The following is a 14,567-nucleotide window of genomic DNA, read 5'->3' on the forward strand; positions in this document are numbered from 1 at the left end:
CATGGTAGGTCACCGTGTAGTCCGCTGGATCCTGGGTGCCCAAAACCTCTGCATCCGCCTCAGTAAGGGTAAAGGCCGTGAAACCATCTGCCACCGCATCGTCGCACTCCTCTAATGGTGTCAATACGGCTGGGATAGAAAGAGTATTTATTGTTAATTGAAATGATCCAACTTCAAAACAGTTCGTTGCTGTTTCCACAACTCTTACATAAATCACCTCTCCATCTGTTCCAAGGTAAGCAGCTGGGTTAACAGAATTTAAATCATTTTCAGCATCATTTTGACTATTGTAATAAGTAACTGTATAATCAGCTGGGTCAGCAGGAGCTAATAAATCTGCTACTGCATCATTTAAATCAAAAGTTGCAGTATTAGTTACACTACATTCTGATATTGAAACATTGTCATTTAGTGTAAATGCACCACCTATAGTTATAACAACTTCATCTTGAGTAGTACAAGGATCTCCAAAGACGGCATCGAATCCTTCGGCAATAAGCGTATAAGTACCAGACTCTGTCACGGTAAGTGTAGAACCAGTTTCTCCAGGAATGGTTACACCATCTTTTTGCCATTCAAAAGTATTAAAAGCTCCATTGAAATCAGGATTAATTGTATAATCTGCTCCATTACAAATCTCTTGATCTAATCCTAAATCGACTTGACAAATAATATCACAACTTGTGTCTGATGTGGAATTTGGATTCAATTCTAGATTAATAAACCCTGCACTTTGAGCAAAGTTTGTTATCAATAACATGTAATATGAGTTCGCAGGTGCGTTGAGTATTGTGATTTGCTCTATAGCTGCAGCTGAGAAGCTACAATCAACCTGAGTTGAAGAGTTTAAGTTTTCTGGACCACAAACAGGCTCAGAAAAAGGTCCCCAAATAATGAAGTCAACATCTATACCAGTTCCTGTTTGGTTTTGACCAGTATACTGTGTTAGAGTGAAAAATAAATTACCAGGTGTGTCACTTGTCTGCAAGAAATACCATCTCGGATCTGGCTGGCTTCCTAAACAGTCATAATCTATTCCCGATTCGGCGGTGGCATCACCAGTTGGAGAAGGTACGTTTTCGATCCCTGAACATATCGGAAGTGCTCCTGCACATGTATCATTATCTTTTACTTCTACAGTTATTGTGACTGAGTCGGAGCAACCTAATGGGTTGTCATCTGTTACTGTAAAGGTCACCGTATAGGTTCCAGGATTAGCATATGCATGATTTACAGTTGTACCAGCATCTGTCTGGGTATCTCCAAAGTCCCACTCATAGGTCGCTAAATTTCCACCTACTGAGAATGTAGCACTTCCATTGAATTCGATAATATCTCCTGGATCTACTTCAATAATTCCGCCAACAGCAGCAGGATTGGTACTGTCTATTGATGCTACAATATCTTGACAAGGTGTAGCACAAGTTATCTCTGCAGCCCAACCTGTTGTGGTTCCTGTTGCATTAGATTGAAATTCAATTGTTAAACATCCAGACGTATTTGTATCACTCGCTTGAATAACACCAGGAGCAGCGACGCCACTAAAAGTACCTATAATTGGAGCAGTGGTATCATCTCCATCATATATGGTTAGCGTATCTGAATTTAACTGTGTACTGAATTCAGTGAAATTTAAAATGATAAAGTCTCCTGGGTTATCGGCACAAATCGTTGTGACTAAATTCTCATTACTAGAGTAATTACCATTTTGCCCTCCTGAATCATAAAATATGCCTGTACATTGATTGAATGTACCATTTTGCATATTTAAATCTTGAGCATATCCTGATAAACCAATAAGTAAAAAAACTATTAAGGTAATATTTCTCATGTGTTGGGGTATATTATTGTCTGTATTGTGAAGTAACTTGTATATAATAATTGGTATTATCTATTCTGTATAGATAAGTTCCTTTGCCAAAAAACTTTAGCTTATATTTTAATGGATTGAAAGTATCTAGGTTGAATATTGTATCTCTTTTTAATCCGCTATTAAAATCATTAAATAATGGGACTTCAGAAAGTAGTTGACACTTTTTATGTTTTGAGTCATCGTCAACTTTATAAATCAATATTCTGTTTCTAAGCAAATGCTTAATGTCTTTTAAAACCTGTGCATTTTGCAAAACTTCTTGCTCAGCTTTGTCTTGATAAACCTCTTCAATAAAACCAAGTTCCTTGGCAGTAAGAGGGTCGTTTACATTTTTTGAATACTTAATAAATTCTGAAGAAGGACTGTTGTTTTGGGACTGTGCAACTAAAATATTGACACAAAAAAAACTAATAGCAGCCATGAGCAGCATGCTTTTCTTTATCATAACATTTAAATTTTTTGAACGCGAAAAGTAGGTAAATTTTATAATTTAGTCACCTTACTATTCTTATTATTTTTTCTTATATAAATATAACAGTTGAAGTAGAAAAATTCCTACCTTATAAGTTGAATTAATTTCACCTTTTTTTCTAAGTAATTTAATTGTTTGACTATTAGAATAGTATGGTGCTATAAGAGTTAAGTTTCGGATTTTATCCTTACTAAGTATTATCATGAAATAATTAAAGTTGTATTTTTAGAAAGGACAAAACCACGCTAACCATGATGAGATACTTTCTTCTATTTGCTCTAAGTTTTATGTTTGTTAGTTGTAACCAAGAAAAAAAGGATGATGTTAAAAACCTTGATTATGAAGTAGATACACCAGTGCTTAATCTCGAAGAGGCTAACCGCTTAGCACAATTGCCACTGCATTGTATGGACACTGAATACCCGTATCGATTAGGACAGACTTTAGGAGATTCAACATACTTAAAATCACCTAAAGAATTACACCCTGCATTTTATGGTTGTTTCGACTGGCATTCTGCTGTACATGGCCACTGGAGTCTGGTAAGTTTATTAAAGCAATTTCCTGAACTCAACAATAGAGATGAAATAAAATCGAAATTACTTCAAAATATATCTAAAGAAAATATTGAAACCGAGATCGCTTACTTCGATGACAAGCATAATTCCACATTTGAGCGTACTTATGGTTGGGCTTGGTTATTGAAGCTGGCTGAAGAATTACATACCTGGGATGATCCATTTGCAAAAGAACTAGAAACAAATCTCCAGCCGCTTACGGATTTAATTGTTGAAAAGTATTTGGAGTTTTTACCAAAACTCAATTATCCCATACGTGTGGGAGAGCATACCAATACTGCATTTGGGTTAACCTTCGCCTATGATTATGCGAAAACTCTGAATCATGTAGATTTGAAGGCTCTGATTGAGCAAAGAACTAAAGACTTTTATGCAAATGATATAAATTGTCCACTAAACTATGAGCCTAGTGGTTTCGACTTTTTATCACCATGTTTGGAAGAAGCAGCTATTATGAAGCGTGTTTTAAGTACCTCGGAATTTAAAAATTGGGCTAAAACGTTCTTACCACAATTATCCAATAAAGATTTTGAACTCGATACTGGGAAAGTGTCCGACCGAAAAGATGGAAAGTTAGTACATCTTGATGGCGTCAATTTTTCTAGAGCTTGGAGTTTAAATGTTATTGCGGAAGGAATTCCAGAATATTCACACTTAAAAACAATTGCAAACCAGCATATCAACTACTCATTGCCTAGTATTGTAGACGACAATTACGAAGGAGGGCATTGGCTAGGTAGCTTTGCGATATATGCGTTAAATTCTGTAGATTGAAAAAGTGGTTTAAAAATATAGGACCTGGACCTCTAATTGCAGCGGCATTTATTGGCCCTGGAACAGTAACTGTCTGTACTTTGGCAGGTGCTGGTTTTGGTTATGCATTATTATGGGCGATGTTGTTCTCCATTTTTGCTACAATCGTTTTGCAGGAAATGGCAGCTCGGTTAGGTATTGTTACTCAGAAAGGACTGTCTCAGGTTATTAGAACAGTGATTCAAAACCCGATCTCTAGAGTCATTGTTTTGATCTTAATCATTGCAGCAATAGTCATTGGTAATGCAGCTTATGAAGCTGGGAACATCAGCGGAGCTGTCCTTGGACTGGAAAGTATTTTTGGGAATTATGTTCTAGAACTAGGCTCAATCTCCGTGAACTACTTCAGTTTACTAATAGGAGTTTTGGCCTTTGTGTTATTATATATTGGAAGTTATAAGGCTCTTGAACGTATTTTGATAGCACTGGTCATCTTAATGAGTTTATCCTTTTTAGGAACTGCAATTATCACTAAGCCAAATATTGGTGACATTGTTAAAGGGTTATTTACTTTTCAGGCACCTAAGGATAGTTTGTTGACCATTATTGGACTCATAGGAACGACAGTTGTGCCTTATAACATCTTTCTACACTCATCTCTAGTTAAGGAAAAATGGAATGCTGTTGAGGATATAAAATTTGCTAAGCGAGATACCATTGTTGCAGTAATACTAGGAGGTATAGTATCTATGAGTATTATCATTTCTGCGGCGGCTATAGGAAATCAAAGCATTAGTGATGCATCAGGTTTGGCAAAAGCGTTAGAACCGCTGTTTGGGCAAAATGCAAAGTATTTATTATCTATTGGGTTGTTTGCTGCAGGTATAACTAGTGCTGTTACCGCTCCTTTGGCAGCAGCTTATGTAACCTCAGGTTGTCTGGGATGGTCTTCAGATTTGAAAGATAAACGATTTCGGATGGTTTGGATATTTATCCTACTACTAGGTGTGTTTTTCTCTTCGATTAGTATGAAACCTATTGAGGTTATCAAATTTGCGCAAATAGCTAATGGTCTGTTATTACCTGTAATAGCTGCTTTGCTAATCTATATTATGAACAAGTCCTCTATATTGGGCAAGTACAAGAATACTGTACTACAGAATAGTCTTAGCCTCATTATCTTAGCTATTACAATTCTATTGGGATTAAAAACCATACTTAAAGTATTGCAAGTCGTATGATAGCTACTGCGATAGATATTAATGCAGATGTAGGTGAGGGTATAGGTAATGATGCATTGCTCATGCCATTCTTATCATCATGTAATATCGCTTGTGGTGGACATGCAGGTGATGAACACTCTATGGTTGAGACTGCTAATTTGGCTAAAACGAATAAAGTTAAAGTAGGCGCTCACCCTTCATTCCCAGATAAAGAAAACTTTGGTAGGTCTATAATGACAATGTCTTCAGCAGATTTGTATACATCTTTGAAGCAGCAAATTAGAAGCCTGATGCGCGTATTAAGACCTTTGCGAATACCATTGCATCACGTAAAACCTCATGGAGCATTATATAATTTTGCAGCAAAAGATGAAAAAACCGCACGTGTGGTAATCGAAGTGATGAAAAGTATAGCAATGCCCTTATCCTTATATGCACCTTATGGTTCCGTGATTTCTGAAATTGCTATAGCTGAACGAATTCCTGTGACTTTTGAAGCCTTTATAGATCGGAATTATAATGAAGACTTGTCACTAGTGTCGCGTTCAGAGTCTAATGCTGTGATTTTTAATCCAGAAGAAGCATTAGAACATTTATTGTTGATGATAAAATGTGGCAAAGTGAAAACTGTAAGTGAGGTTGAAACCTTGATTAAAGCAGAAACGTTTTGTATTCATGGTGATAATCCTGAAGCGGTAAATATTTTGAAATATATTCATACCAACTTGACTGAAATAGGCGTGAAAATTCGTTGATTTTTATGAAATACGACCTTGTTTTCAAATCATATAATGAACATTCCATACTTATAGAATGGCCAAGTCGTATTGAAGAAGATATACTGGAAGATATCCAGATTTTTAAGCAAAAAATTCAGAATTCAGCTAATGAACAAATACTTTATGTAAATTCAGCATACAATTCATTGTTAGTTGCTTATAGAAATTATATTTCTGAATTAAATACAAAAAGAGCAGAACTTCAAGCGCTTTACAATTCGGTTTCAAATACTGCAAGATTTGAGCAGCGATTATGGAAAATTCCTGTGTGCTATGACGATACTTTTGCTTTAGATAGTGAAGACATCTGCAACGAAAGAGGAATTTCAAAATCTGACTTAATTGCGTTGCATACCAATTCAAAATACACTTTGTATTTCATAGGGTTTTTACCAGGATTTATGTACTTGGGAGGATTGGATAAACAATTACATATACCAAGACGACAATCTCCTAGAGCAAGAATCAGTAAAGGCGCTGTAGGAATAGGTGATATGCAGACCGGAATTTATCCCAATGTGAGTCCAGGTGGATGGAATATTATCGGAAATTCACCTTTAGAATTCTTTGATGTAAGTCGTACAGTGCCATGCTTTGCAAAGGCTGGAGATAAACTACAATTTGTTGCTGTAGATTTGGAAGAACACAGTAGAATTGTAGAACAAGTTACCAAAGGGATATACCAAATAGAAAGCGAGGTGATCCATGATTGAAGTATTGCATTCTGGTTTATATACCTCTATACAAGATCAAGGACGTTTTGGATTTCAGGAGTTTGGCGTACCTAGTTCTGGCGCTATGGATCAGTATTCAGCAGATTTGGCTAATCTGTTATTGGGTAATGATACAAATGACGCTGTGTTGGAAATGACCATTCAAGGTCCTAAGCTTAAGTTTCACTCAGACACTCAGATTGCAATTACAGGTGCAGAAATGTCACCAAGCTTGAATGATAAGCCTATTGCGGTACATCAACGTATTGCTATTAATACAGGTGATGTGCTTTCCTTTGGTGCTTTAAAGCAAGGCTGTAGAACCTATTTAGCGGTAAAGGGAGGGTTTCAATCTAGTGTTATGCTGAATAGTAGAAGTATGTATTCTGGTATTACTGAAACCAAAATGCTAAAACGAGGCGATACTATCCCTATTGAATCACTAACTTCTGAAACTTCAACAAATAAGGCTTCAATCAAAGCGAATATTAATCATTTGTCTGATAGTGAATTATCCGTATTCAAAGGGCCAGAGTTCGATAGCTTAGATGAAACAACAATTAAGGTTTTAACAACTACAGAGTTTTCTGTTTCCAATAGCAGTAATCGTATGGCATATCTGTTCAATGAAGTATTACCAAACGATTTGCCACAAATAATTACAGCACCAAGCCTTCCAGGTACTGTACAATTAACACCTTCAGGACAATTGATTGTTTTGGCCAAAGACTGTCAAACCACAGGCGGTTATCCGCGAATTCTACAATTATCGCAAGAGGCGATGCACTGTTTATTTCAAAAAAAAGCACAGCAAAAAGTACAGCTAAAGATTGTTGATAACCCTGTGTAAGAAATCACTTAAAAAGATTGTATAAAATTTTGCAGGTCTACAGATTTGTACTACTTTAAATATTGAATTACTCTACCCCTAAAACGAGCTAATTTATTTTTTCATTAACTAAAAATAAATTTTGATTATGGCAAAACCAACCGGTGTAATCACACCACAACAAGCAAAAGATTTGGATACTGAGTTTAACAGTAGACATACTTTAATCAGTACACAGATTGTAAAACGACCAGACAACCGATCTGCATGGTGGTCTTTACAAGACATTAGAGATTATTTAGATTATGCCGAGAATCAGGCTCTCGATGATGGCTACACTATGGATGGTATACGTGTATACCTTGGGGCTTACCCTGAAGATTCTGAAGGTGTTGGCTATACAACTGTTTTTATGGTTCCAACAGGTAATCAAACCGGTCAGCAAGCTGCAAAAGGAGGAGGAAGCCCAGACTTACCTAATGGTAGCGGATTAAATTTTGGTAATAACGGACAACCACCTGAATCGAATTATCCTCAATAAGGGTTCTTTTCGTGAATGATTTTATATTAAATAATAAGCATTGGTTAACTATTAGCCTAGAGTTTACCGCAACTTTATCTTGTTATTTATTATATAATAAAAGTCGTGACTATAGGTTGCGACTTTTTTTATACTATTTATTATTAACTGTAGTGATAGAAACTCTAGCGTGCTATACCTATATAATTTATTCCACAAATGATAATGCTTTATATGAAAGCATAAAGAATACAGTGTTTAGAAAGAATAGTTGGCTATATAATATATATCTTATAGCTGGTATTATGCTGTTAATGTCTTATTTCTCAAGTCTTTTTAAGACATCTAAATTTAAAAAGGCTGCTTTTTATTTGTACTTAGCCTTTTTGATTTTTTCTGTTTTATCATATGTTATTACTGAGACATTCTTCCGCTTTATTTCTATTTATAGCTTTTTAGCTGGCTCTATATTTATTTTTATTTCTGTATCATTATATTACTATGAACTATTAAATAGTGAGCAAATTTTAAAGTTCTATAAGTCAGTACATTTTTATGTAGTTACTACTTTATTGATGTGGTATATATGTATTGCGCCTTTGATGATTTTCACCAGCTTTTTTAATTTAAAAAACCCTAATTTTATTGCGTTTCATGATATGGTTATGACATATTCAAACATAATTATGTATCTTACCTTTACTGTATGTTTCATTACATTTTATTCCAAGACGAAGAAATCCTAAGCCATGAACAAATTGTTCTGATTATTTATGTGATATTTATCCTTATAGCTTTTGTAACTCTTTTCACAGTTTTTTTTATTTCATTTCAAAAGCGAAAAAACAAAATCCTTATCGACAAGTTTAAGCAGCAACAAGCTTTTGAGGAAGAGTTAGCTAAAACTCAGCTCGAGATTCAGGAGCAAACTTTGAAGGATGTTGGTAGAGAATTGCACGATAACATTGGACAAATGCTGGCTTATGCCAATATGCAACTCAATGCCGTTTCTGGGACATTGGAAGATTCCGTAAAGTCAGCGATAGAAGGTACAAAATCCACTATAAAAGATAGCATACAAGAGGTACGTACTTTATCCAAAACACTCAATAGCGATGTGGTATTGAACTTAGGATTGAACCAATCTTTGGAGAATGAAGTTGAACGCATTAATAGACTAAAAGGCATTGCTGCGATATTGGTTATTGATGGTGATGTACAAGAACTCTCTAACAAAAATGATGAAATCTTTATCTATAGGATTATTCAGGAATTTTTATCCAATTCTCTAAAATATGCTGAAGCAACAACGATTGAGGTTACTTTGGATTACTCAGATAACTTAACGGTTACTGTTACTGATGATGGCAAAGGCTTTGACATCAACACTGCTGAAAAAGGTTCTGGACTTATTAATATGAAAAGCCGTGCTGAACTTATCAATGCTGACTTAACTATTGACTCCAAAATAGGAGAGGGGACTTCGTTGAAGTTGGTGTATAAGCTTTAGGTTAATTCTCACAAGCATCCCAAATAGGATCCTTAGGTAATGGTGCTGTGATGCTAATCATTTCTTTTTTTACAGGATGTTCAAACTCTAATACTCTAGAGTGCAGATGAATACTCGCATCTTTATTACTACGATCAAAACCATATTTTAAATCTCCTTTTATTGGACTGCCAATACTCGATAACTGAGAACGTATCTGGTGGTGTCTACCAGTTTCAAGATTGACTTCTAATAAAACATAATTGTCCAATTGCTTCAAAACTGTATAGCTAAGTATCGCTTTTTTACTGCCTTCAACTTCAGATTTAAATGCTGTGGATTTATTGTTTTTAGGATTCTTCTTTAACCAATGCACCAAGCGATCAGTTGTATTAGATGGATGGTTCTTTACGATTGCCCAATACGTTTTCTTAGCTTTCTTTTCGGCAAATAGCTTATTCAGTCTAGGTAATGCTTTGCTAGTTCTGGCAAATACGACAATACCAGTCGTTGGCCTATCCAACCTATGAACCACACCAAGATAGACATTACCAGGCTTATTATATTTCTCTTTTAGGTAAGACTTTACAACTTCGCTAAGCGGAGTATCTCCAGTTTTATCACCTTGTACGATATCACCAGCACGCTTATTGACTACAATAATGTGATTGTCTTCGTGTAAGACTTGGAGATTGTCTTTAGTGGAGAGAACTTTCAAAAGATTTTAAATACGTTAATGAGCAAATTTGATAATTTGAAAATGAGTTTTTTCACCTAACACCTAACACCTAACACCTAACACCTAACACCTAACTAATATTGCTCCTTATCATTAGGAAACTCAACAGCTTTCACATCATCTACATATTGAGAAATAGCAGTAGTCATGTCTTCATATAAGTTCATATAGCGTCTTAAGAAACGTGGATTGAACTCATGAGTCATACCAATCATGTCATGAAGTACTAACACTTGACCATCTACGCCATTTCCGGCGCCAATACCAATAATAGGAATGGTCAATTGTGATGCTACTTCTCTAGCCAGTTCAGCAGGAATCTTTTCAAGAACAATAGCAAAGCAGCCAATTCTTTCTAGCATTTTGGCATTTTCTACCAATTCTTTAGCTTCTTGTTCTTCCTTAGCTCTAACCGTATAGGTCCCAAACTTATAAATAGATTGCGGTGTTAAACCTAAATGTCCCATTACAGGAATTCCAGCATTAAGAATACGCTTTATGGAGTCTTTTACTTCTCGACCACCTTCAAGCTTTACTGCATGGCCACCACTTTCTTTCATGATTCTAATAGCAGAGCGCAAAGCTTCTTTTGGGTCACTTTGGTAGGTTCCGAAAGGAAGATCAACAACTACCAAAGCTCTGTCTACAGCTCTAATTACCGAAGAGGCATGATAGATCATTTGGTCCAAAGTGATTGGTAATGTAGTTTCATGACCAGCCATAACGTTACTTGCAGAGTCTCCAACCAGGATGACATCGATACCAGCACCATCCACAATCTTAGCCATGGTATAATCGTAAGCTGTTAACATGGAGATTTTCTCTCCGTTAGATTTCATATCTACAAGCGTTTTTACGGTAATACGCTTATATTCTTTCTTTGCTACAGACATAAGTTTTTAGTTAGATTTTATCAAAGGTAATGAAAGCTGTGCTTATAGTTCAATATTCGTGATTGTTGCTAAGGAGTCGCACTTTTTTACAGAGACTCTAATTGGCTTGTCTTTGTATAAGTTGTCAATGTAATAGGTTTTACAAGGCTCAGTACGTGTTTCACTTTCCGAGAAGTCTACATCTCCATAACGGATAACATCAATAACAATAGTAGAATCCAAGTCGTGTTTCTTCATAGATTCTTTTGCAGCATCGCTATAGACTTTCTTCAAACCTGCCAAATGCTTTACAGTTCTTGCATTAGGGCCATAATCGCAAGAGGCTTTTTTTCCACCAAGGAAAAAGAACAATACAATTAAACCAATAGCAAAACCACCTAAATAATAACCAAGACGATTTATAAATTTCATTAAATGGATTAAAAAATTAGTAGATTAACATCACTATGCTTTAGGTCGAACCATTCACCAACTGATTTGTTGGTTAAAATTCCGTGGTAAAAATACAACCCATTTTTCAATCCTTTGTCAAAACGAAGTGCATTTTCTATACCGCCGTTTTCGGCAATTTCTATAAGGTAAGGTGTAAAGATGTTACTAATGGATACTGAAGAAGATCTGGAGTATCTGGCTGGAATATTGGGCACACAATAGTGTGTGATGCCATTATAATCAAAAGTAGGATGATCGTGCGTAGTCACTTCACTAGTTTCAAAACAGCCACCCATGTCTATACTTACGTCAATAATCACAGCACCTCGTTTCATTTCGTTGACCATTTCTTCGGTAACGATTACTGGAGCTCTGTTAGTTCCACGTATAGCACCAATGGCAACGTCGCAACGTTTTAAAGCTTTCAATAAGTTTTTTGGTTGCATGGTAGACGTATAGATCGTTCTTCCAAGGTTGGTTTGCAAACAGCGCAACTTGGTTAGAGAATTATCAAATACTTTGACGTTAGCACCTAAACCTAGCGCCGAACGCGAAGCAAACTCGCCAACAGTACCAGCACCAAGAATAACCACTTCGGTAGGCGGTACACCACTGATATTACCAAGCATTAGCCCGTTTCCGCCATTGACATTAGATAATAATTCGGACGCAATAAGAATTGAAGCCGTTCCAGCTATTTCACTCAAAGAACGTACTGCAGGATATGTGCCATCGTCATCCTTAATAAACTCAAATGCCAAAGCGGTAATTCGCTTGGATGCTAAAGCTTCAAAATAAGCTTTGTTTTGTGTCTTAAGCTGTAAGGCAGAAATGAGTAATGTCTGCGGATTGATAAGTTTTATTTCATCAATAGAAGGCGGTTCAACTTTAAGAATAATAGGGCAGGAGAATACTTTTGCTGTATCCTTTGTGACTTCTGCACCAGCTTCACTATAGTCTTTATTTTTAAAATTGGCACCATCACCTGCACCAGATTCAATCATAACACGATGACCATTAGCAACCAATGCTGATACAGCATCTGGTGTAAGGCAAACACGTTTTTCTTGAAAATGGGTTTCTTTTGGAATACCGATGAACAGGTCACCCTTTTTTTTAAGTATTTCGAGAGTCTCTTCTTGAGGAAGTAATTGCTCTTTCGTAAAAGGCGATAATGATTTACTCATTAGTGATCTGAATTAATAAATTCAAATTACGAATAATATTTCGGTTGTTAAAACTTAGTAAGATAAATAGCGTATCGTGAATTACTGATTCTCGTATAAATGTCCTTCTCTGAAGTCTTTATATTTGGAATCAGACTTTGCATCGAAAGGATTAGATTCGAGCAAACGCTTATTTTCTGCTTTTAACTTGTACATTTTTACCACTGCAACAATGATAAAAAATGCGAATATGGTCGCTGTAACGATAAGAATTATAGTAAGTTGCTTAGTCGTCACAAGTAGGCTAATATTAGTGAGAGACGTCGTCATAATAGATTTGGATTATAAGGCTAATATACAATTTAAATCGAATTGTTAACTATTTCAATTTAAAAATATTAACAAAAAATAAGACCAGTTTTGTTAGTAACTCATCGCAAACGTTATAATTACTATAAGTTGCTGTAAATCAGTAATTGCGAAAATAAAGTAAGTGCTTTTGGAATATTGTCAGTTTTTTACTTCAAAATCGATAAAAATTCAATAAAAATCGCTCAAATCCATTTCTGTAACATTTTATATTTTTTTGATACCTATATTTTAGAAATTTCATTTTAAGGAATGGTTTTTTTTACCGAAATTGCTTGTCCTTAAAATTTGTATAACCATTAATTCATTAATAAATGTCTGATGATTTTGATTTATTAGAGACTAACTCTCAAGAAAAACAAGAAAAAGTTGATGTAAACTGGGGAAAAGCGATTGACCAAATGAAGTCTAAGCTTGCTCAGGAGGATGATCCGGAGATGCGTCAAAAGATCTTAAATGCGACCTTGGACGATGTTGTTCATATGGCCGAAAAAGATAGAACTACGCTTTTAGATGCCATAAAGGACCTTACGGATTATCAAGATGAAGTAGGAATTATCTTTGAAGGGTTTTCTGCATTAAATGCTGAAGAGCAAAAAGTCATCGACGATGCGATAAAGCGCTTAGAGCGTGCGAAGGTTGAATTAGAAGATGCTGAAAGCAAACCAGATACCTGGTGGAATAACCTTTGGGGGCGAAAAAGCAAAATCAAAAATGCACAGCAAGAGCTAAAAGATGCACAAAAGAATCGTGCTTCTGCTGATAATAAGGCTAAAGCAATGTTTCAGCAGCGTATCGAAACAGCAGATATTCAAACGTTGTTAAATGAATTATCCTTCAAGAGTCAGGCTGCTGTAAAGCGATTAAAAGATCGTGAGCTTGAAATCAAAGAAGTAGAAGACCGTTTGCAAGATGCTATCGTAGAGGCAAGTAAGAATCATACAAAGGCTTTAGAAAAGAAAGCTGAAGTTGAAGATAAATTAGAAGCGGAATATGCACTACTTAAGCAGGCTAGACAAGCTTTAGAAGATGTTGCGGATAAGCAGTCTACGGAATATTCGGATGCATTAGCTAAAGTTACTAAACTAGAGCAAACAGTAGAAGAACTAGAAGGTCTTAAGAATGCGTATACAACCTTAGCAGCGAGTAAGGATAGTTTCGTGCACAAGCACAACCTTACCATTAAAGTACTAACGTCTCTAAGAAGTAACCTGCAAACACATCGTGCAAAACTGAAGAGTGATACAGATGAGCGTCTAAAATATTATGATGGTTATGTTGTAGCACTTAAGGCAAGAACAGACCAGGAGTTTGCTGCGATATTAGAGCATCTTGGTGTGAAGACTGATGAGCACATTGGAGAAACACTTGCTGCAATGCATACTGCTAGTGCTAAGGCACGTCAGGAAATGATGGATAATATTCCTGTACATGAAAAAGTGATGCAAGGCGTATATAGTACTTATGCTGAAGCGTTACAGGAAATTAGAAATAAAGATGTTGAAATCCAGAAAAACTTCTCTGAGCGCTATGGTATTGATATGAAGGAAATCTTCGAAGAATACTATAAAGCTGATGGAACTGCACCTTCAGGAGATGATGGAGAGCCATCTGGAGAAGGCAAGCCAGAAGATTCTGGAGATGATGATTTATTAGGATAATTAGCTACTTTCATAAACACTGAGCCTGATAGTGGTAAAACACTATCAGGTTTTAATTACTTTAAATTGTACCTCATT

15 protein-coding genes are annotated in these 14,567 nt (G+C 35.9%); 8 read left to right on the plus strand and 7 right to left on the minus strand.

Annotated elements, in window-relative coordinates:
- Nucleotides 1-1,831 (minus strand): FIDD domain-containing protein (locus NCE97_RS14010; protein ID WP_353779907.1); only part of this gene is annotated, 1,831 nt, incomplete at its 3' end.
- Between the two features lie 13 nt (nucleotides 1,832-1,844).
- Entirely contained in the window at nucleotides 1,845-2,318 is a 474-nt protein-coding gene (locus NCE97_RS14015; RefSeq protein WP_353779908.1) for a hypothetical protein, read from the minus strand.
- Nucleotides 2,319-2,596: 278 nt separating this feature from the next.
- Here NCE97_RS14015 and NCE97_RS14020 point away from each other — a divergent pair, with 278 nt between their 5' ends.
- From NCE97_RS14020 to NCE97_RS14050, 7 genes are all read left to right on the plus strand, one after another.
- Nucleotides 2,597-3,697, plus strand: a complete 1,101-nt coding sequence (locus NCE97_RS14020; RefSeq protein ID WP_353779909.1) for a DUF2891 domain-containing protein — start codon at nucleotides 2,597-2,599, stop codon at nucleotides 3,695-3,697.
- On the plus strand, nucleotides 3,694-4,917 hold the full coding sequence (locus NCE97_RS14025) for an Nramp family divalent metal transporter (RefSeq protein WP_353779910.1): 1,224 nt from the start codon (nucleotides 3,694-3,696) through the stop codon (nucleotides 4,915-4,917). The genes NCE97_RS14020 and NCE97_RS14025 overlap by 4 nt, the downstream gene beginning before the upstream one ends.
- The gene (gene pxpA / locus NCE97_RS14030; protein ID WP_353779911.1) at nucleotides 4,914-5,654 is read left to right on the plus strand and encodes a 5-oxoprolinase subunit PxpA; all 741 of its coding nucleotides are present in this window, start codon (nucleotides 4,914-4,916) and stop codon (nucleotides 5,652-5,654) included. Before NCE97_RS14025 ends, pxpA begins: the two co-directional genes overlap by 4 nt.
- Nucleotides 5,655-5,659: 5 nt before the next feature.
- A complete protein-coding gene (gene pxpB, locus NCE97_RS14035; protein ID WP_353779912.1) occupies nucleotides 5,660-6,391 on the plus strand; it encodes a 5-oxoprolinase subunit PxpB in 732 nt (243 codons plus the stop codon).
- The gene (locus tag NCE97_RS14040; RefSeq protein ID WP_353779913.1) at nucleotides 6,384-7,241 is read left to right on the plus strand and encodes a 5-oxoprolinase subunit C family protein; all 858 of its coding nucleotides are present in this window, start codon (nucleotides 6,384-6,386) and stop codon (nucleotides 7,239-7,241) included. Before pxpB ends, NCE97_RS14040 begins: the two co-directional genes overlap by 8 nt.
- Before the next feature lie 127 nt (nucleotides 7,242-7,368).
- Nucleotides 7,369-7,761 (plus strand): hypothetical protein, encoded by a 393-nt coding sequence (locus tag NCE97_RS14045; protein WP_353779914.1) that lies wholly within the window; start codon nucleotides 7,369-7,371, stop codon nucleotides 7,759-7,761.
- Between the two features lie 685 nt (nucleotides 7,762-8,446).
- Entirely contained in the window at nucleotides 8,447-9,250 is an 804-nt protein-coding gene (locus NCE97_RS14050) for a sensor histidine kinase (protein WP_353779915.1), read from the plus strand.
- Between the two features lies 1 nt (nucleotide 9,251).
- On the opposite strand, the gene NCE97_RS14055 is transcribed toward NCE97_RS14050, so the two are convergent.
- The 5 genes from NCE97_RS14055 to NCE97_RS14075 all read right to left on the minus strand — a co-directional run bounded on the left by NCE97_RS14055 (nucleotide 9,252) and on the right by NCE97_RS14075 (nucleotide 12,789).
- Nucleotides 9,252-9,947 (minus strand): RluA family pseudouridine synthase, encoded by a 696-nt coding sequence (locus NCE97_RS14055; protein WP_353779916.1) that lies wholly within the window; start codon nucleotides 9,945-9,947, stop codon nucleotides 9,252-9,254.
- A 95-nt stretch (nucleotides 9,948-10,042) separates the two neighbouring features.
- Nucleotides 10,043-10,861 (minus strand): 3-methyl-2-oxobutanoate hydroxymethyltransferase, encoded by an 819-nt coding sequence (gene panB / locus NCE97_RS14060; protein WP_353779917.1) that lies wholly within the window; start codon nucleotides 10,859-10,861, stop codon nucleotides 10,043-10,045.
- A gap of 42 nt (nucleotides 10,862-10,903) precedes the next feature.
- Nucleotides 10,904-11,272 (minus strand): hypothetical protein, encoded by a 369-nt coding sequence (locus NCE97_RS14065; RefSeq protein WP_353779918.1) that lies wholly within the window; start codon nucleotides 11,270-11,272, stop codon nucleotides 10,904-10,906.
- A gap of 8 nt (nucleotides 11,273-11,280) precedes the next feature.
- Nucleotides 11,281-12,480, minus strand: a complete 1,200-nt coding sequence (locus NCE97_RS14070; RefSeq protein ID WP_353779919.1) for an alanine dehydrogenase — start codon at nucleotides 12,478-12,480, stop codon at nucleotides 11,281-11,283.
- 81 nt (nucleotides 12,481-12,561) lie between these two features.
- Complete coding sequence (locus tag NCE97_RS14075; protein ID WP_353779920.1) at nucleotides 12,562-12,789, minus strand: hypothetical protein; 228 nt, start codon at nucleotides 12,787-12,789, stop codon at nucleotides 12,562-12,564.
- 353 nt (nucleotides 12,790-13,142) lie between these two features.
- Here NCE97_RS14075 and NCE97_RS14080 point away from each other — a divergent pair, with 353 nt between their 5' ends.
- Nucleotides 13,143-14,489, plus strand: a complete 1,347-nt coding sequence (locus NCE97_RS14080; protein ID WP_353779921.1) for a coiled-coil domain-containing protein — start codon at nucleotides 13,143-13,145, stop codon at nucleotides 14,487-14,489.
- The last annotated feature ends 78 nt before the right edge of the window (nucleotides 14,490-14,567 follow it).

Source organism: Winogradskyella sp. 3972H.M.0a.05 (assembly GCF_040493455.1).
Lineage (GTDB): Bacteria > Bacteroidota > Bacteroidia > Flavobacteriales > Flavobacteriaceae > Microcosmobacter.